Source organism: Pseudoalteromonas luteoviolacea, assembly GCF_021654285.1.
Taxonomy (GTDB): domain Bacteria; phylum Pseudomonadota; class Gammaproteobacteria; order Enterobacterales; family Alteromonadaceae; genus Pseudoalteromonas; species Pseudoalteromonas luteoviolacea_J.
In genome coordinates, this window is sequence record NZ_JAKFZS010000049.1 from 1 (window position 1) to 21,358 (window position 21,358).

The 21,358-nt window shown below is 37.1% G+C and carries 12 protein-coding genes and 2 pseudogenes; 3 read left to right on the forward strand and 11 right to left on the reverse strand.

What is annotated here, in order from left to right; translation table 11 throughout:
• The 6 genes and pseudogenes from L1077_RS25780 to L1077_RS25805 form a co-directional block, all read right to left on the reverse strand.
• A partial coding sequence (locus L1077_RS25780; protein WP_237139640.1) for a condensation domain-containing protein occupies window positions 1–1,426 on the reverse strand: 1,426 nt, incomplete at its 3' end.
• Between the two features lies 1 nt (window position 1,427).
• Complete coding sequence (locus L1077_RS25785) at window positions 1,428–3,101, reverse strand: cyclic peptide export ABC transporter (protein WP_237139641.1); 1,674 nt, start codon at window positions 3,099–3,101, stop codon at window positions 1,428–1,430.
• Between the two features lie 9 nt (window positions 3,102–3,110).
• Window positions 3,111–5,531 carry a penicillin acylase family protein gene (locus L1077_RS25790; protein WP_237139642.1) on the reverse strand — a complete coding sequence of 807 codons (2,421 nt, stop codon included), beginning with the start codon at window positions 5,529–5,531 and terminating at the stop codon, window positions 3,111–3,113.
• Between the two features lie 682 nt (window positions 5,532–6,213).
• Entirely contained in the window at window positions 6,214–6,984 is a 771-nt protein-coding gene (locus L1077_RS25795; RefSeq protein WP_237139643.1) for a glycosyltransferase, read from the reverse strand.
• A gap of 529 nt (window positions 6,985–7,513) precedes the next feature.
• On the reverse strand, window positions 7,514–8,326 hold the full coding sequence (locus L1077_RS25800; protein WP_237139644.1) for a glycosyltransferase: 813 nt from the start codon (window positions 8,324–8,326) through the stop codon (window positions 7,514–7,516).
• Between the two features lie 1,306 nt (window positions 8,327–9,632).
• A pseudogene (locus L1077_RS25805) lies at window positions 9,633–10,010 on the reverse strand (IS110 family transposase); the annotation flags it as partial.
• A 229-nt stretch (window positions 10,011–10,239) separates the two neighbouring features.
• Between L1077_RS25805 and L1077_RS25810 the strand changes: the two are divergent.
• From L1077_RS25810 to L1077_RS27715, 3 genes and pseudogenes are all read left to right on the forward strand, one after another.
• Window positions 10,240–11,199: a hypothetical protein gene (locus L1077_RS25810; RefSeq protein ID WP_237139645.1), complete on the forward strand. Its 960-nt coding sequence runs from the start codon at window positions 10,240–10,242 to the stop codon at window positions 11,197–11,199.
• 1,333 nt (window positions 11,200–12,532) lie between these two features.
• A complete protein-coding gene (locus L1077_RS25815; protein WP_237139646.1) occupies window positions 12,533–13,441 on the forward strand; it encodes a TauD/TfdA family dioxygenase in 909 nt (302 codons plus the stop codon).
• Between the two features lie 1,220 nt (window positions 13,442–14,661).
• A pseudogene (locus tag L1077_RS27715) lies at window positions 14,662–14,931 on the forward strand (IS66 family transposase); the annotation flags it as partial.
• A 219-nt stretch (window positions 14,932–15,150) separates the two neighbouring features.
• Here the strand turns inward: L1077_RS27715 and L1077_RS25820 are convergent.
• From L1077_RS25820 to L1077_RS25840, 5 genes are all read right to left on the reverse strand, one after another.
• Window positions 15,151–15,501: a nuclear transport factor 2 family protein gene (locus L1077_RS25820; protein ID WP_237139647.1), complete on the reverse strand. Its 351-nt coding sequence runs from the start codon at window positions 15,499–15,501 to the stop codon at window positions 15,151–15,153.
• Between the two features lie 9 nt (window positions 15,502–15,510).
• Window positions 15,511–16,431, reverse strand: a complete 921-nt coding sequence (locus tag L1077_RS25825; RefSeq protein ID WP_237139648.1) for a branched-chain amino acid transaminase — start codon at window positions 16,429–16,431, stop codon at window positions 15,511–15,513.
• A 506-nt stretch (window positions 16,432–16,937) separates the two neighbouring features.
• Window positions 16,938–17,102, reverse strand: coding sequence for a hypothetical protein (locus L1077_RS25830; protein ID WP_237139649.1), 165 nt, complete (start codon window positions 17,100–17,102; stop codon window positions 16,938–16,940).
• Window positions 17,103–17,167: 65 nt separating this feature from the next.
• Window positions 17,168–17,332: a transposase gene (locus tag L1077_RS25835; RefSeq protein WP_275424253.1), complete on the reverse strand. Its 165-nt coding sequence runs from the start codon at window positions 17,330–17,332 to the stop codon at window positions 17,168–17,170.
• A 488-nt stretch (window positions 17,333–17,820) separates the two neighbouring features.
• Window positions 17,821–20,250 carry an ABC transporter permease gene (locus tag L1077_RS25840; RefSeq protein ID WP_237139651.1) on the reverse strand — a complete coding sequence of 810 codons (2,430 nt, stop codon included), beginning with the start codon at window positions 20,248–20,250 and terminating at the stop codon, window positions 17,821–17,823.
• Window positions 20,251–21,358 lie beyond the last annotated feature (1,108 nt).

Genomic DNA, 21,358 nt, shown 5'->3' on the forward strand with positions numbered 1-21,358 from the left:
CAAATTCTAGAGCCACATTATCCGAGTACTTTTCAACACTGTGCTCAAACAGTTCGTGAATACAAATAGAATCTAAAAACGCTTCTGAGGTATTATTCCAAGTCTTAAGTAACTGATCTTTCTCGCTCTCTAAACATAAAGACAGGGAAGAAATTGTGTGTTCATGATTAGCTGCAAGAAGCTGAAACATTTCTCGTATGCGAAGAGCGTGTATCTCAATATCTTTTTCTAGGAAATAATCTAAATGGTAATCAAATTTAAGCTCGATGCACTCGCCATCTCCATCCCATACCGAAATAGTGAGTGGATTCTTCTCGTGGTTATGATGGGCATATATTACCTCAGCATCGTGATCACCAAAACTTAGGTCTTTATAGTCAAGCTTTAGGTAATTAAACACTACGTCATATAGTGATTCTTTACCGTCGCGCAAATTAAACTTCTGCGCAATTCGACCAATAGGAAATCGTTGGTGACGTAGCGTTTTTCTTTGTTGAATGGATAATCGTTTCAGCATGTCGCCGAAAGTTTCATCAGCCATTAATTCAATATTCAAAGGACTTATAGACGTGAATATTCCAATAGAATTCTTTTGGTTTAAATCCCTTCTGTTGTGAACAGGGACCCCAAACGTCACGGAATTGATGCTAAAACATTTAGCAAAATAGATTGCAAGTGCTGCCCAAAGGAACCTCGGAATATCACAGTTGTTATCTTTGGCATATGCCTCTATTTTGCCAAACTCTTCACGGGAGATTTTTAGAGAATACCTCTGGCTACTTATAGTTTTATCAATTTGTTTAAATTCGTGATGTTCAGGAGTTAGGAAGTGGTTTTGCATATCACCACATTTTGCTTTCCAGTACTGCTCATCTATTTTGTACTTGTCGCTTTCTAAATAGGCTTTTTCCTTTAGAACAATATTCTTCCAACCCTTTTCGCATTCCCTGAAAGTGCCCGTATTGTAAATGGAAGCAAGCTTTTTAGCCCAGTTAGAAAAGCCCCACCCATCTACCATCAGATGGTGAGATACAACAAAGTACCAATATATCTCGTCAGACAACTTCAACAAAAAAGTTTTGAAAAGCTCACAGTTTTCAAATTCAATGACTTTTTGAAATTCACAATCGATCCATGTTATTGCAGCTTCTTTAGGATCGGTCTCAGCACTAAAATCAACTATGGGAAGCTCTTTAGTTCGATGCTTCTGAATATACTGTTTAGGGCCCTCATCAGATGTGATAATTCGAAGTCCAAATGCATCTTCTTCAGAAACAAGTCTAGCGTGAGATTGGGTGATATGCTGAACGTCAATCTTGCCTAGAACAATGTAGCCACCAATGTTGTATAATGGGCTTGCTTGATTGTGTAACTGGTCAAAATAAATATCTTCTTGTGCCAAAGATAACGAAAACAAGTCCATCATTTTACTGTCCTTTTAATTTTTTGTGTTCAACAACTTTACCTGAATCCATGGTAATAATTTCATCAGCTAAATCGAAATAATGATTGTCGTGACTTACCACAAGCACCAATTTATTGCGGCTCTTCAGCTTGAATATGAGTTCTTTATAGAAGAATTCCCTAAAGTCAGGATCTTGATCTGCAGCCCATTCATCAAACAAATACACATCACGGTCTTCGAGAAATGAAACTAATAAGGCAAGTCTTTTTCTCTGGCCATCACTGAGTTTGATCGTAGAAAATCGCCCATTTACAATTGAAACCTTATCATCGATTTTCAGTAGCTTCAGATAATGATTGATTTCTTGTTCTTTACTGCTGAGATCTTCTATTAACAGCTCGTCAAAAAGATAAAAATCGGTATAAATCGCACTGATGCTCTGCCTATAAATGTTAATATTTTCATCTGTGATGCGGACATCATCGAAAATAATACTGCCGCGCGATGGGTGATAATGCAGTGTGAGTAATTTACTTAAAGTTGACTTTCCTGAACCATTTCCACCAGTAATAAAGGTTACTTTTCCTCTGCTTAGCTGCAAATCAATGGGCCCCACGGAAAAATGACGTTCGTCAGTTTCACCGTAGCTAAATACAACCCCTTGCAGCTTCATCTGCGACCACAATTTTATTTTTGTTTCACAACCAATTGTCCCTGCTTCTATAACCAATTCATCCAATACAGATTGAATTTTTTTATGAGCAATATTCGCTTGAATGAAAGTTGAGATGTCATTCATTATCATTGATATAGGGCTGGTTATATATAGTAAAACCAAGACAACCCCCACTAATTGGGAACTACTAATTGCGTGATAATTCACGAAAACAAAACAAATAAATCCAATAATTAAAAAGCTGGTAAGATCCCCGAATGACTGAGCAGAAATCAACATTTCTTGTGATTTTTTACTCGCCTCTAAATGGCTCTTTTCAAGTTCCTGCAGGTGATTCCGATGAAAGTATTCTCTTTTATCAGAATTTAATTTTAGCTCTTTGGCACCCAGAATTAATCCATTAACTGAGTGTTGCAACTGGTCTCTGAGGTTCCTTGCTTTTTGTACATTTTTGCTGGCTAAATATATGGGAATTTGATAAAGCACTAATACGGACAGAATTAAAATAATAATAATTTTAAAAATATCAAAATTGGAAAATGCCAAAAAGCCAAGTAGTGATACAGTGGTTGCTAGGTTGACCAAAAATAAAGGAAATGCAGAGGCTCCTGTCACTACATGAGTAATGTCTACAGTGATGGCATTATACAGTCGGTGTAAGCCTACAGACTCTAAGTTAAATATCGAGGATTGTGAAATGTTATTATAGAATTTTAATCTAGTATTTTTCCCTACCTTTAGGGATACACTAGCTAAGCTGATTTGAGAATAGCAGCGCAGCAACAAGATCAGTGAACATAAAATGGTAAACAACAATGCTTGACCTGGTTTTAGGATCTCCACACCCAAATATTCAACTTGCTTGTTAATTGTTTCTAGGTTCTGGTACTCAGATACAGAAATTGCGCCAAGTAGTGACGGAATTAGTAAAGAAAAAAGTAATCCTGATACAGCCCCGGACAAAACAGCAAAAAAGACTCTATTAGGGTAAGAGTTAATAATTAAAGAAAGATAATTCATGTGCTTTGACTACTCTGAGTTTTTTTTAATTTTGTCAAGTTGCTTGAATTGGCGGAATCTACCCATATCAAATTCAGAATGTAGGTCGCTATAATTTGGGCTTAGCAAGTGGCCAGATTGTCCTGAAGAAATGGTGAAGTAATGTGCCGCCGCGTCCGGAGAAAATACAATGGTTTGCCTAAATCCAGCGCCAAAATCTTTGACGTAGCCCATATCACTGTCAAAATAACCGCTTGAAACGTTAACTGTATTAACACTGCCACCTACGGGGTTGGAAATATTAGAAAGCATGTTCATGATTTTTACTTCGGAGAAAAGAATATGTTCATAAACTTCGCTTTGAATCTCACCCCACAGCCACTTCTCGATTTTGTCTGTCCCAAACCATTTTTTAAGTTCTTTAACAGATTCATTGGAAGCTTTTTCAATTATGTCCGAACAACTTTCCACACTCGAGGTATTAGTGTTGTCACACCACTGTGAATTACTACTCAATAGCTCAGCTAATTGTTCATTGGTGACTCGATCTTTGAGGCGAAGCATAGAGTTATGATGAGCACTTTGGTAATAAATTTGTTTTATTTCATCGTCAAACAAAGCTTCTTTAAGGTGACGCAGGAGATTATAATAGATAGAGGCATGGAAGCTTTGCTTACTTGCAGTGCCATCCCATTGTTTCAAAGCGGTAAGATATATATCACCATTGTTTTGTCCTGTTTCAATTAGAATTGGCAGTAAGTGCACTACCGACAAATCCTTTTCGTCATAATATATTTCATTGTTCTGCTCAACGGAAAATTTATCTTTACGCCTCAATAACTCCTCTATCCTGTTTGCTCTTGCAGGTCCAGCAAAGAAATCGCTAATGTAAAATGGGTAGTCAGTATTATGGTTCTGATTATTTGCGTTAACGATGATCCCTGATTCTGGATTAACAACTCTCGGAAGCTGTTGATGAGGAATATATTTTCGCTTGCCAAATAGAGGTGCTTTGCGAACTTGCGGAAGCATTCCCTTTTCCTTAGATCTTATTGGTATTCTGCCTGCTCCAATCATTGCAATGTTATCGGAAGAATCTGCATAAACCAGATTGAGTACTGGAGCAACAATTCCGCTTGCTGCCTGATCGAATTCACTAAAATCACTTGCATAATTGATATTAAGGAATGCCTCAAAAGTAGTATTTGGCAATTCATACGGTGGCCAGTCTAATACTGCAAGACTGCTCAAAGATTCAGCTCGGGTTTGATTAATGATGGGGCGCCCATCGACCAATCTAATAGCTAACTTTACATTTTTATATTGAGGGTTGAGACTCTCTGGAAACTCAGATGCAATTGAAACCTCCTCAACCCGAGTCTTAATATCCATATTTAAAAAGCCTTCATTTAAGCTTTTGTGAAGGTTCGGAGTAGATAGAAATAAATCCTGAGTATCAGCCATCATATTCGTCCCCCCCCAAGCAATACTGCCATTTGAACCAAACACTACAATAGGAAGACCAACCAGAGACATTCCCTGACTATTCAACGTATTCCCTGATTGCTTAATTGCGTACCAAACAGAAGGGACCTGGATTCTTAAATGTGGGTCATTAGATAAAACAGGCAAAGATGACAAGCTGTGTTTACCCGAAATAACCCAAGCATTACTCCCGGGCTTTCCATTCATTGCAGCTCCACTTAGAGTATTCAAGGCATGTAAACTTTCCACTGAATTCGCGTCAAAAACCTCCGTAAGAGGCTCACTGATAGAGGGGTTAACAGCTTTAGCATTGAAAAACGTTGTTAGTTGATCTGGGCTAAGTGAAGCGCTCGCTAACAGAAATTGTATCTCTGCTTCGAGATTACCCGACAAATTAAAGGCAAATACATTCATCCAAGCTAATGAATCTAACGCACTCCACTGAGTCGGAGTTGAACCTGTGGCAATATATTCTACAGGTAAAGGGTGCTTTTCACTTATCCATGCATTAACGCCAGCTGCGTACTGTGTCAAAGCCGTTTGCGCTTGTGGGGAAAGCTGACTAAAAGTGTTTTCCGCCAATCGATAAAAGCCGAACACTCGAGCCCAAGTATCGTTGTTTAAAAGAGATGGCCCAAGTACCTGAGCTAAACTACCATTTGCAAATCGTTTTTGCATTTCAAGCTGCCACATGCGATCTTGGGCATGAGCATAACCTGTTGCAAAAAAGACATCCGCATCCGTTTTTGCACTTATATGAGTAATCCCTGCTTCATCTTTAATTATTACAGCGCCAGTTTTCAAGATTAAGGCTTTATCATCTTCCCCTACGCCATTATTCGACAGTGGTGCTAAAAAATAAGCAAAGAAAATGTAAAAGGCTATTATAGATAGGGGGAGTAGAACGAAACCGACAAAGCGATATAGCATTGGATTTCTCAGTAATACTGACTTCATAACTAGCATAGCTAAATTTCCTTTTCTTCTATTAGCTTTCCTTTTTATCTAGGACAGATTTATATTTTCTTTATAAATCAAAGAATATCTAAGTCTGTTCTAATTATTTAAGCCAATTTTTATAAATTTCCGCTGCGAAAATTCGACTGCCAGCCAATCACAATTAACTAATTTTGTATTTCGTTTTCCTGCGAAATAACATGATACCGATTGTCAATAATGGCAGAACTGTATAAAATCTAACAGGTTTGAACGACACCAGTCAACCAATTTAAATTGTTACGCATTAACTTTACCTTAACTCCTATTTTACCCCACTATACATTAGATATTTAAAAATAGGATACGCCTGAGCTATTCAACTTAAAATTGGTTTTATCTAACAGAATGGTAATTTTAAAAATAAAGAAATATGATTTTTGAGGTGTGATAATAGAATTGTTAAACAGAAATTATACAGCGTACCTTTAGCAAGAAGCCGTCTTATCTAGTTATCTAATAAGGCCGATACATTTTTAGGTATCACGGGTGAGTTACATTCAGAATTGGAAAGCTAGGATTGAAGCTGAGCAATAAGGAGCGTTTAAATCATGATTTTAAAAAGTGACCGGCATCAATGTTATTAGGTATTTTTAGTGCATGGCTAAGTACATTACTTAAGTTTATCATGCCAAGTCACAACGAGTACTCGCTATTTTATCCCTAACATTTCATCAGACTGAAAATGATATTCTAGGTGAGAAAACTCTGTATAGAACTGCATTAATAAATCGCCTGGAATCATAGTTATGTTATTTTCATACCTATAGATGTCTTCAGCAATAAATAGTTCTCGTAATTGGTGTGGTATTGCAGCGTAGTGAATAATTCCACTAGACGCCCTATCATCGGCGCTTACATCTAAATAAGCCATATGGTTGAAACGATAGTCCAAATGAAAAGTAGGGATATTGTGTTTTTTAATCTTATAATTCATAAGACTTTGCTCTGGGTAGTCGAGTCCACCGTCATCTCCCGGAAATAGCGTAAAAGCATCTTTGTGACAAGCGGATATGACCATTACCCCTGCATTAAAATACGCATTATCTGACCAATTTATTGCAGGCATTCTTGTATTCTGTTGCTTAATCTCCTGACTCAGATCACAGCCATAATCGCTTTCATACAAAGCCCCAAACTTTTCCGCGGGTACAACTTCAAACAGGTTTTCACAACCTGGCGTCACAAAAACATCTAGATCTAGTAAAATCAGTCGTTCATATCTATCGAGTAAATCGCGTATTTGAAATTTAGCCCAATAAGCACTGTATTCATTATTAATATCACTACTCATTGGCTCGGTAATTTCAATAAAGTCAGCGCCAATTTTGTTGGCGTATGACTTTATATATGGCAGCGTTAAAGAAGCCATTTTTGCATAAGTATTTCCGATATTGACTGTTACAACAGCGTAATTAGACAATGTATACCTCCCGTATATTATTTTTATAATTCAACTCTGCACTTGTACAATAACATTAAGGTGTTCATTATTGCTTCAAATGGTAGATTGGTCTAAAAATTAACAGATGTGGTTGGCGCCAGTCAATTAATTTAGCTTTTCATACGTTAACCTCCTCAAATTCTATTTATACCGTAGTAACCTTTCGCCGTTATAAAATTGAATTTCTTGAGGCGATGCAACTTCTTTGAGCATGCAGACTATTTGTGTTTCGAAGAACTTACATTTTCGCATCGTAAAAATTTCTTTTTATATTGGTAGAAACTCTACTTACGAACTGTTTCAGTTTATGTGGGAGCTAGACATCTGTATGTTTGATCACTGCTATGATCTGAGACTCTGTAAAACGTGATTTTTTCATCGTTGTGTCCGATGTTTATATTACAGAAACTTCCAATTCAAAATGTCTCATGTCAAGGGAGGTGGATGAAAGGTAAAGTTCGTGATCTCGACCTTACCTCAGAATGTCGTGAGCTGAATCAATTACCATTTAATTAGCTTGAGTTTCTAGACCAATTTCGCTGTCCTTTTGCAAAGCATAGGCAAAATCAACAATAGACTTTCCGTCAAAGTTTTGAGAAATAAAATCATTTAGTCCAGTTTCAGTTACTAGTGGTAAACCTTCATTGAAACACTTGAGATCGTAAGCAATCAACTTTTCTCTAACTTCTTGGGGAATGGCAGCATAGTGAATAATCGAACTTTCATTACGTTTGTGATTTTCTATAAATAAAAAGTACATGTGATTAAACGTATAGGGTAAATGATATGTTTCATACCCTTGTTTGATAACATTATAATTTATCAGTGTTTGCTCAGGGTATCTATTTCCTCCTTTTTGGTTCAACTCCATTAAAAAAGCATTTTTATGCTGTTTTGATGCGACCATTACTCCAACATTAAAATAATCACCATTCCAGTCAACATAGCTATTTTCACTCTTAAACTCTTCTATTTCCTCTTCCAAGCTACTGTTCATTCTTTGGTAGTCTGTTTCATATAAAGCAGCGAATTTACTTTCTGGCACTATCTCAAAAAGGCTCGGGCAATGAGGTCTAACTATAACATCCAAGTCTAGATAAATTATCCTTTCATATTTTTCTAGATATTTGTATAGTTCAAACTTTGCCCAGTAAGCGCTATATTCTGTACCATATGAAAGATTACTCGCCTCATTAATTTCAATAAAGCTTGCACCAATTCTATCCGCGTACTCTTTCATTAACGGTATAGTCATCTCGGCCATTTTATGAAATTTATTGCCAATATTGATTGTAATTACAGCGTTTTTTATTGCTTCCATTCACTTTCCTTATAATTCATATTTTTTATTGTAACTTCACCATTACTCGGTTACCAAATGTATCTCAACTATTCTAAATAAGTGCCAGGATACTCAGGTAAAACTCCAGCATATTCATCGCTGATGACTATTACTAGACGTTCCATCCCGTCGTAATAACCAGATTTACATACCAACATAATTCGACAAAACAATGCCGCTCGGGGGTAAACTGACTTTTTCTGATGAAGAAAATGTTTATTCTAATTCAAGACTGGTCAGCTTTCACTAGACAGTTTTTAGCATAGAATAATGCGCCTCCTCAAGTTCAGCTAGAGAAATAACGCTTTTATATGAATAGCATAAAATCAGGCTTGGTGGATATGTTCTAGTGTGACAGTGCTAAGCTTATTGTGTAAACCAATATGAATATTTTTTTTGTTATTTAGCGATTTATATTATCACTAACATCATTAATCCTCCCTCACTACCTAGATGTTCGAATGTCCTTTAGAATTCAGATAATATGTACACATTTATGGTTAAATACAAATTGAACGATGACCCACTGTTACAAGTATCTGCGGCAAAGTTACAGACACTAACGAGAAGGAAATCGGAGTAAACCTCGAGCTATGGCTTACTACGGAAATAGAAAACTGGTGCTTTCAGCTTTGCTTTTTTTCACTGTCGAAATGTACTTGGTAAGTTATGGAAGCGCAAATGGGCAAAGAGCTTGAACTTAACTTACGCATCAAGCCAAGTCATAGCTTAAATCATGAAAACTCCGTGCCATTAACAGAGCTTAAAATTATTATTTAATGCCTAACCAACGGACTTTATACACGACCAATTATCTGGTCGAAGATAATACAGCTTGTTTGAAGAAATGACGATTATAACCGTGAAGCGATAACATAGGTATGACTTTTACTGCCAGCCGCGAGAGTTGTTCGGTCATTAAATCAAATTATCGAATGTCACGTTAAGCCAAAAGCGATACGTTGTAATAATGGCCTAGAATACATCAGTTAAAAATAGCTGATTGGGCTGAAAAGCACCAGATTGAGCTTAGGTTTATTCATCTTAGCAATCCACCACAAAATGTTTATATACAGCGTATTAACCGTACTGTATGTTACGCTTGACTATGCCATGAGTTATTCGATAATTTAAATGAACTACAAGAACCTGCCCATAATTGGCTATGGACATACAATAATAAACGACCTAATATGGGGATTGGCGGCATAATTTCCGACCAGAATTTACGAAAATTAACAACGAACTCTACTTAGTATATTCCATTAAAAGTGGGGATATTACTCATTATGGTTGACTTTAACTGGGATAGTTTGGGCTTTATCACATCATAATAGTGCCCAATTAAGCTGAGCATCAAGCTTATCGGTTTTAGCTTTTTGCCTGACGCCACCAGCGAAACGTTTAATGTGAACAGGGTTCGCGATTACAAACGGAAATTTAGTTTTAGCACAGGCAATTATAAAGGGTATTTTTAAACAGTCAGTTGCCTCAATAACAATGTGCTCAATGTTGCACTGTATAATGGTGGTAGCGGCTTCTTTTATCCCTTGTCATCATTCGATAGCGTAAAGTAGATATCCATTGGTCGAAAATAAATATCTAATTGAAATTTACCGGTATCAACACCGACATGAACACTTAGATTGATTGTGCTTTTCACAATTTACTAACCCTAATTTGCGTAATGTGGGTTTGAGATCCAATAGACCATTCGAGTGTTTTGCTTGGAGTCTTTTACAGCGTTCGTTCTTGTTACCGTTCTCTCGTTTGAGGAACCATCGCTTATTCGAACACCTTTAAAAGAATGCCGTAGTTGCAGCTATGGCTTGGCTATCACTTTACCTTAACTCGTTTAATAGTGGGCTTATTATTTATACAAGGAAATTTAAATGAAAGAGATTATTGATTGGGATAAATTTGTAGAATTAAACTGGCAAAAAAAACCAGCTCTTTTTGATCTACCCGACGAACCACCGATGAATGAGTTCGACTTTTTACAAGCCGTACACCATCTAGTAAATGGTGAATTAGAGGCCTCACCTCGCATTCGACTTTTCGCCGATGGAAGAAATATCGGGCCTGGTGAAGAAGATGGTCTAATTTCATTTGTAGGTACCGCAGATATACGTTCTTTCGCCGAGCTAGTTGATATTGCTACTTCTAAGCTAGATTCTGATACATTCACTATGATCTTAAATGACGGTGGCAAACTATTGCCCGAGGTTAAAGAAAAGCTTAAGGACTTTTTGTCTTCGCTGACTGAGCGGGTCGGTGTTGCACCATCCTTCACAGACATAGAACTATTCGGTGGAAGCTATAAGAACACTCCTTTTGGCATCCATCGTGACTTCGGGAACGACAATTTTATTTTTGGTGCTGTGGGCGAAAAACGATACTTATTGTGGCCTCCCGAGTATTTCAGTAAAGAGTTGCAAGAAAATGTGGATTTTCAAATCAAAGATAATTTAATTATTGCCTCTGACGAAGCATTGGCCAAATTCAAAGAAGATGCGCTTGCGTTCACTGTTACCCCTGGGACCTTCTTATATATGCCTGACTGGTGGCATGTAGCCGATGTTCAGGCTAATCCTATCCAACTTACTTTACACCTTGGGTTATATAGTCAGGTTGACCTACCAAGTTTAGGGTCAATATTTATGTCTGAACTGTTAAACAGAAGGTCGGAAAATACCAATATTGAAGTTGAATATTCTGGAGAGCAGAAAGAGCTTCCAAGTTTTGTATCGGAATTGGTGAGTGATATTAAGCATATTGTATCCAGCGGGGAGCTGGAAGAACACGCAAATAACTGGTGGAAAACCAGAAGAAAAAATAATGGATTTTCTTAGTGCAATAAGTACGTCCCCTACTCTTTAATTGTCATGTTAAGGGGGCGTTGCCTCATCTTCAAGCAAAGCGACCTATACATATAATGGGAAAATAGTGGAATAAAACTAACCTAGTTTATTTGCCTATTTATTAAGGAATGCAGAGTGCATGGCTCCCTATTTCAAAGCGGCTAATATTGTTATCTTTTTCAAAGGAATGCCGCTTGCAATATTAAGCAATTAGCTGAAGTACACGGCGTATCAAGCGGTTACGCTGTGTGTCTTCGGTACAATTTAAATATCATCTAACTAAAGATATCTGCACTTACTCGCTCTAAATGTTGAGAGCACACACTGAAGTGCTGTCCCCCACTATGGCAGAAAAACTGCTTTATTAATATTTTCAGTATGCTAAGTCATACCAACAATTTGTCGGCGAAATGCAGATATAGTCATTAATCTATCAAAGCTAAACTGTGTCTCAACTACATTTGTAACAAGTAAAACATGGCGCTTGTCATCAGGTAGACAGTTAAGTTTATAATCTGGTCTATTTTTCTTTCAGCGTTTTGTTAATTAAAGCGGTTGACTAGTAAATTTATCGTGCAAGATTCAAATATTGCGTTCTTTCCCTTAATCTTTACTCCTTCAAAATAAACTCATGTGGTGGTTGTGTTGATGTTTTTTGGCCAATAAGTGGCCACCATCTTTTATTAACACTCGTTATATAAAAAGATTTTCTGAGTGTGTTTACGGTTAATTCAGACACCGCTCGAATAACGGACTCACGGAATAACTCTTTTAATGCAGGCTTTAGGATTCGATTATGGAACGACTTATAGATTATGACGCAACCAGCCTTTTACAATAAGTTTTTATGAATACCTGACTAGTTAGCGTCTTATAAACAAGAGAAGCTTTGAAAGCGACTCTGAGCAAAGAAGCGAGCGATAAGAAACGCTGTCGAATCTGAAACGCAGAGATTTTTGCAAGCTCAATGAGCTGCTTTTCTAAGATAAGGGCTTTTAATTGCTTTGAAACTTGGTTAATCTGCAAGTGAACACTGTTTTTATTAGCGTAACTATATGATCATTAACAGAGTTCAACTGCAAATTTTCTTAAGATCCAACCTAAGAATTTAGGTTAATCGTTAATTTTTAACGTTCAAATATCAAGCAGGTAGATGCTTTATATAGACTTGAAAAAATAAAACTTTAATGGAACGTAATGTTGTGACTGTTTTTATCAGCAATACCCCAAACACCATTTAAAACGAAGTAACAGGTTTCCTTAGCAGCATTTAAATTAAAGCGGACCCAATCAAGTTGTTCATAGACACAAGGAATTTATCATTATGACTCGACTACAACAAATTCACTATTCAGAAGACTCGTTTGAAGCTCAATCTGTCATTTCAGCTCTTACCAACGATGATGTGGCATTAATTTCGGGTGTTGAGCAAGATATTGCTGATGATTTAATTTTTAGTGTGTGTGAGCTGTTGGGGCTAGACGAATCATTGGAACTTCAGGCAGGCTTTGCCTCGATACAAGGTCACAGACAAACAAGAAATGACTTTTATATGACGGTAAATAGGCGCCGACCTTACCAGTTTATCCCGCCCCACTCTGAAGGAAGCAGCTTTTCTAAAATGCAGCTAGCGGCCTTTTATTGTATTGAAAACTCCACCGATGGTGGTGAAACCATATTATGGCACGTAAATGCAAACGCGACAGATTGGAATCACTTAAAAGAAAAGAAGCGCAAATGCAAAGTCATTGGTACACTGACTGATGCCGACAAGCATAAGATTCGTACTTCGTATCAACTAGATGTTGATTCTGATCGATTATTACAGGATGAAGAAATCCTAACCTCACAGAAAATTCACGAAAATGTTACTATGTACGAGGTGCTTAGTAAGCCAGAAAAAACCCACTCTATTATTTTAGACAGTTATCAGTACGCATACTGGGATTCTATATCCAGCCTTGATCATGATTGCGCTATTCGCTTCCAAGAATATTGTAAAAGGCAAAGTCTATTAAAAGTATGCAGTAATAACAGCTTTCCAATGGATAACGCTGCGCAAAGAAGGCTACGGAACTTCGGAGTAAATTTTGATGAGCTATTTGACCATACAGTTATCCACAAATTACAACCGGGACAGCTAATAATTTTTAATAATATAAGCTGGGCACATTCTGCGGCAAATTGGACGCCTGACTCAGGTGTTAGAAATGTAGTCGGCGCGTTTGCATAAATATTAACATAGGCGAATATCCGCAATGTATGAGAATATAAAAGATATTTTATCAGGCTATATATACTACTTAAATGGACATTAGAACCACTCATGCTTAAACGATGGGCTGAGTTTAATTGCCAATTCATAATACTCTGTAATCGCCAAAAACAAGAGTTGATACCAGAAGCGGCTAGCGGCTGTTCGAAGGAAAATACATCAGATTGAAGCTCACTTAAGCGATTGTTTTTGCCATCGCTAGGTAGAATAAAAGCTAAAAGTGGGCCAAAGCAGTATAAATTCGTGCAGTTAGGCGTAATAGTATTCGTAGTCTCTACTTGATAGAGGTTACACATCAAAAACCGTGTAAGCAAAAACGTCTAGCTGCCAAGTATTCAATGCCATCTCTCACAATTTTATTCTTAGAGTTTGAGTTGGAGCAAAAATGGAGCCCTTAGCCGATTGCGGGTTTAAGCAGAATTACAGTGCTTCCAGTGAGTCATTAGTGGGTTTATGGCTATGTTCAACGCCAGGTTGAGAAAATCTTTAGGCTCCTGCGATTATATTTAATGAATTCGCGAGTCAATCTGAGGAAAAACTCGTTGCTCTATTGAGGTGTTATTTATTAAACACTTAGGCTATCGCAATCTGTTTTAATTCAGTTATACCTAATACTTAGTTTTCTTCGAGATTAATTCAATAATTAAGTGGTTTTGCTATCCTAAATTGCTGATTTTCAATATCATGCAACCCAAACATTGCGATTTGAGGGTAAAATGAAACTAACCATGCAAACATCACAAAAGCACCTGTTCTGAATCATCACCTGTAAACACCAATATGGCTTACCTTTTCATTGGCAAGGGAGGTTCTTTAAGCAATACGCTATTAAACCGAGTCTTCAGAGGGATTAAATCAGGTAAGTTATTAAAGCGATCACTCCTTAACGCTCATTCAAACTACGCTCAATGTCGTGAAATCGAATAAAGTAAACAGTTACATGAGGGTGTACTGCTCAGGTGTATACTCCCCTAAACCGGATAACCGCGTACCGAATATCGAGCATTAACTTGCACAATAGTCGAACAGCAATCTATGTAAAAGAGTAGCTTGATAGATTTCAGGGGGGCTTTACATGTAGGCATTTGGTGTATAAGTACAGGTCATCTTTTTGAGATACTGAGCGCACGCACGTCGTAAATTTATAAGGTGAAAAAGCTGCAAAGGAAAATCATCAACCAAACTTCATTGGTAACAGCAAACTTATTGATGCCGAAAATTACATAGCAAATCAGCGGCCGAAGCTCATCACGTTCTTTAACGATGGTAGACTCAGTATTGATAATAATCTTGCACTGCGGGCCATTCTACCGACGTGCTTGGCCGCAAGAAATAACTGTTTAGCCAATGGGTTAGTGGCCGGTGACTATATCACTGCGAGCTTGGATGAGTTGTGCCACCCCACACCAGATATAGGCAATTTATTACCGTGGCACAATAAAGCCTAGGTTGTAATCACCGGATGGATACGTTTAGTTTCACCACATGTGGTAATGAGAGTAGCGCAGTGCTCTGCAGCGTGCTCGCAACAGCCAGAGTAAACGGGCGCACGTTATCCGATTATGTGAAGTATTGATTAAACGAATAGGTCCAGCCACAATGTAATATCTATAGTTTGCTGCCTTCTAGTGCTAATCTCTAGGTGTTCTCCGCTGCACGCTTTCGAATTAAATGTGTGGTTGAAAAAAATATGTTTCACGACGGCTGATTTTGCCATCTTTTAACTGATAATAATCTGAAAACCGGGTTTCAAGCATTTCGCCTTTTCCACTCTTTCCCTGAAAGTAGCCTTTACATACTATTGTTGCACCATCACTAATTACTTCTTTAATGGTATGGAGACCACATGTAATAATGCGTACATTTTTATAAAAGTGGATCAAATCACTTAAGCCTTCAATTTCTTGATAACCTGGCCTTTGGTATATAACTTCAAAGTGAAAAACTTCATTTAAACGATCAAATTCCCTTTCATCAATTATCGAAAACATTTTCTCTACAATCGCTCTGCCGTTCATAATCAATTCCTATGTAATATTTACTTTTGAATTCCAATCAATATATTGAGGTACTCTACCTCTTACTAGTAATTGGTATTCCTGCATGAAGAACTGAGAGAGCTCACCGATATTGCCATTATTAATATAGCGACTGTCAATTTGATAAACTGGTAATACCTCTGCAGCGGTACCAGTTATAAAAACTTCATCAGCTATGTATAGCTCATCGCGTGTTAAACGTTTGCTGACTACTTTGACCCCTTTATCTTGTGCCAACGTAATGATGGTTTGCCGAGTTATGCCATTTAAACAATTCGATAGTGGAGGAGTATACAAGACACCATTTTTTATCATAAATACGTTAGCACCTGTAGCTTCGCAAACATAGCCTTCAGTATCTAATAAAAATACATCATCGACATTGCAGTTTTTTGCTTCTCGCAGTGCTAGTTGCGAGTTTAAATAATTGCCGTTGGCTTTAGCCTTTGTCATGCTGACGTTGACATGGTGGCGGGTAAAAGATGATATGTTCATTGCTATACCTTTATTACCACCATCTGCATAGTTGTATGCATCCCATGCAAGTACCATTAGATTGACACTGCTCTCACGAGTATCCAGGCTTAAGGTTTCACTACCTAAATAAACCATTGGCTTGATGTAAGCTTCACGCAGGTTATTAGCTAAAAGCGTGTCTTTGATCGCTTGTTTTACTTCATCTTGGGTATAGGGAATGTTCATATTCATAATTAAAGCACTATCAAATAAGCGTGCGATATGATCATCTAACCTAAATATGTAACTACTGGAGTTATGCGAATATGAACGTATACCTTCAAAAACCCCTAACCCATAATGCAGAGTATTAGTAGCACAGTGAACGAGAGCATCATTACTTGCTTTTAATTCTCCACCAATCCATATTTTTTTTATATTACTTAACGACACTATTATTCCCTCATATCGTATAAAATGTTTAAATTATGCTGAGCGCTTATGTTTGAAACCTCATAAGCCACACCTTGTGAAACAATTAAATTTAGCTTCGCCATTAACTCTCTGGTTTTATAGCGTGTTATTTTGCGTAAGTTCATACATAACTCACGGTAGCCTAAACTTTCTCTGTACGTTTAAACAGTGCTTTGATCATGCGATAAAGGCACAGCTTTGCGGCCGTTATATGCTTTGCCATATGCGCCAGTCATGCGTGATAACTTGAGTGATTCACGTTCATAGTTGAGCATAACTTAATAACGCGAAAAGCTTGTCTATTCATCTTTGATGAATGGATACTTCACTTCATTTCACCCTAAAACAAGGCGCTAGACTTTTTAAAAGCTCATTCTCCATATTGAGATCTTTGTTTTCTTTTCTTATTTTCTTAAGCACTTTAGCTCTGCGTGCTCATCTTCATCGATTGAATTGCAAGCTCGTTGTTTTTCCAGTTTATCTTTTCAGTTATAAATAAGTTTGGTTGCAATACCTATAGAAGCTGCGGCCTCTGAAACTGAGAAGCCTTGTTCAGTTACCAGCGCGACGGCTTCTTGATTAAAATCTGTTGCATAAGAGGTATTTTTACGCTTTGTTATTAAACGCCTCAATACTAGAACACTGTCCATTGTTAAAGGCCTTGCTCAATTAAGCTCGTTCACACATATCATTGATTGATACACGGTCTTCAACATTACACGCTGTTACTCTCACGACAAGGTTCTACTTCATGATTGATGATAAAATAAAGCTTAAACCCATAAAACCAACCTTTCTTGCCCGCGCCACTTTGCGTTGCATCAGTAGACATTTTGTGCCTTGAAATTCTGGCAGATTTTAAGCGCCGTTGAATCAACATACGCAATGCCCATTGGTTTCTCTTTTCGCTTTGTAAAGCAACAACATAAAGGCATAAATACCGCTAGCATTAGCCTAAGTATTCAGGTGTTACTAACGTGCTCTGGAAAAGCATTTTGCCAAAACTGGCAAGCAAACTTGGTGAAAAAGGCTTTAAAATCGCGAAAGACTGACTGATGAAAGCCTATTACAATGTTCATTACCTCACTAATATCTACTTGAGATGGTTTGAATCGTTGTTTTTATCTGTTTTCAGCAAGTGTGCTTTTCAGGTAGATGCAAACTTTATAAAAAATCATCGACATCTACGTAAATAAGTTATAAGCCCTTGCTCCTGTGTGAATTTATTTTTTGGTCAAAAAATCTGAACACTGCAAGGGCATTTAGTTCCTTCTTTTATTTATTTCTCATTCGCAGCAGAGGTTAATTAAGTTATGGTGATCTTATCCCTCACATTAGGAGGCCAAATTCAATGTACTACTACAAACATTAATCCAACGAGCGAATATTGCCGACGACAGGTCGCTGGATGTAGTGTTTTAGTGTAGACAACGTAGATGTACTAAGCATAAGGCCGACCAAAACCAGACTTGCAGAATAAAGCAAAATTAAAGGGCTGAGGTCTTGAGAAACAATATCCAAAAATTCAACTGGTAACTGTTTAACCCCGACTAAAAAGAGGATCCCGACTAGCAAAATACCGAATAAAGTTGGTTTTAAAGCGTTAATCATAAACATACGTTTAATCTCAATATCTCTGGCACCCACAGCCATTCTGATGCCAATCTCGTTTTCACGCATAGCAATACAGTATTTGACAGTCCCCAATATACCTGTAGCAGAAAGCATCAGTGTTAACAGTGCAATAATGGAAGCTGTGATAGCTATTGCATTTTGATTAAACAAATAGATGTTTGCTATGTTTTGCAATTTTTCTTCGAACCCCCAGATAACATAATCACCGTTAACCTGCTTTATCGCAGCAACTACATCTTCTTTGTTCAAGGTAGTGCCTGGTTTAAGAGAGATAATAAACTCAGAGTTGTTAGGTAAAGAAGGTAAATAGATTCTCCTTGGAACGTCTTTTTGCGTAGGAGTTTTCACACCGTTAACAACCCCTATAATGGTAAAAGCTTCAGGGCCACCAAGACTAATTCTGCTCCCGAGTACTTGGTCACCCAAAGTTTCTGCTAGTTGCTGATTTACTATGGCAACAAGGCTCTGACTCATAACATCGTTTTCGTCGAAATTTCTACCGGATAGCAATTCTTGATTAATGAAAGGGAAATAAAGGTGGTCAATTATAGCGCCCTCGGCAGAAATGTTGGTTTCAGAATTCATAGGCAGCACTGAAAATCCATAGGTTTTGCTGAGAATACTGAATGATTGACTTACTTCCTGGACCTCAGGGATAGCCCTCAATTTATTTTTAATCTCATTAATAACTACAGCAGCATTTTCACTCGCAATGGAGTTTCCGGTTTGGCTGCGCAATTGCAAAGTAGCTAGGTTCTCAAAGGTCATTCCCAAGGGGGTGTTAATGGTTTCTATTGCTTTATAGGTTAGATTAAACGTCAGTAATAAAACACAAAATGCGAAGCTTGCCTGAAAGCCTATTAAACCATTCCCTACTTTTGACGGAATTTGAATACTATTGCCTTTACCACTTGAACTCAACATAGTGCGAAGTTGGTTGTATTTAATCAGTTGTGCAGTGATGCTGGAGAAAAGTAAGGCAATAAATAAAGCGAATAGTGCTCCTACAAGAACTATAAACCCGTCTAATTCTAGTTCTGACAAGCGCGGCAAATAGTAAGCAAACTGCTCTTTAATGACTACAATGCCGAAATAAGAGAGCAACAGCGAAATACCAAATGCGAGCATCATGAGCAACATAGCTTCCTGAAATAACTCAAAAAGAATATGCTTTTTCTTCGCGCCCAATACTACTCTGATGGCAAGTTGTTGTTGTGATTCAGCCATTCTAGCAATGAACATATTAATGATATTAATGATAGCGATGATCACCAGCCCTGTGACAGTGGCGAAGAGTGTCCATAATAAACTAGTTGAATTGCCGATTATAATGTCACTTAAGCGAGTGATATTAAGAGTTATGTTGTGTTGACTAAATTGCGTTCCTGAAACATCCTGATTCCATTTATTGCTAACCAAGTTGTCATTACTTGCTAGTAGCTGCTCTAAGTTAGTATTTTTAGCTACTTTCAAAAAGTATTCAAAGTCTGAATCGAATACTTGGGCATTATTTTCTAAACTTTTTACTTTATTGTAATCCCAAGGTAATAATACTTGTGCAGGTGCCCCCACATACCTTGTCTGTGGGTCAACATAATCTTTGGCAGTAACGCCAATGATGGAATAAGTTACACCATTTATAGTAACGCTTTCTTCTAATATGTCGGAGTTGCTTGAAAATTCATTTTGCCAGGTTTCATAGCTTATAACGGCAACAGGGTTAAAGGTGTTTAAACTTTCAGATTCTGAAAAGCCAACTCCCATATGGAGGTTAACATCAAATATGCTAAACCACTCAGGTGTTACGTAACGAACTGGGACTACAGATTGATATTTGGTAGACGATAAGTTCACTTCGCCGAAATAACTAATGGCAAAATTTTCTGTGCCTACACCATTTTTATAGAGATTTATGAGGTTTGGATAAGCAAATGCTTTTTCTAACAGCTCACCATGCTCGTTATATCTTTCCTGGCCAATTGAATAAATTAAATCAGCATCTGAATAGGGAAGAGGCTTGAGAAGGGCAACATACAATAGTGAAAAGACTATAAGCAAGGCTGCCATTGCCACCCCAAAAGTACCACTAATACTTATTGAATATATAGGTCTATTGGCTATTCTCTTTAGTGGTTCGACTAACAAACTGTTGGTATTTATCATTCTTATTATAGTCCTTTATTTATAGTCCGCGGTTAATTTTTGCACTTGAAAGGTTAACATATTTTAATCATGATTCAACTGATTAGTGTAAAGCTTAAAGTATACTTAACTCGATAGTGGTTTAAGCCATTAGTTCATCAATAGAAATAGATAGCTTTTTTCTTTGTTAAAGTAGGCAATCATCGCCCCTAAGACTGTTAAAGTCACTCCTTGTAAACCTCTACGTCTTGATTTCACTAACTGAAAGATATTCTGTAGCTGCTATTGATGGTTTTAATAATAAATCTTTTGTTAAATGTTGACTGTTCGTATTCTCAGGCTTAGTAACTAAAAGCACAAAGTAAAAGATATATTTATTGATATTTTTGATTAATTTTCGTGTGAATTTGAGCTGTTTGAATTTATGAGGATTGATGTAAGTTTTCGACTGCAATTCTGTTTCTAAAACACCCACATAATTGCGATGGTCTATTCAGGTTAATGTGTTTATAAACGTGAATTGCTTTTGTTTTTTTTCAATTTTCAACTCGATAAAAGTATAAAAAAGTGTCGATTTTGTTGAAAGTTGAATCATTTAATTTTAAGAACATCTAGCAATTAGGGGAACTGGTTGAGAAACGTTTTCAAAACTTTAAATGTTGAAATTATCACAAGTATTTCAGTGCATTTTACTTGCTTTTACACAGACCTCTTCTATACGCACCATCTCTGGTTGTTCTTGCGTAAAATTGATAAAGTCATAATTACCAGAGCCGGACTGTAAGTTTGGACCTAACACAACACTTAATCTTGTACTGATGGGCTCAACAGGAACAATTTCAAATTATAGAGCCTATCCGCTTCGTCTAATGGTAATACAAGGCCTTCTCCGTTAATGAATACCTTATCTAGAACGCCAATTAGTAATGTTGAATATAATCTCCCTTTTATAATGTACGTATTTATGTCTAAAGCATGATTTGTTGCTTGAAATATTTGATCATTGCCAGCGATGGAATTACCTGTAGATAGTGTCAATTGAATTTAAAATCAACACTTATAGACTATTTTTTGCAATAAGGGTAGACCAGTATTTTATTTAGCAAAGGATTTAATATTATTAATTAGA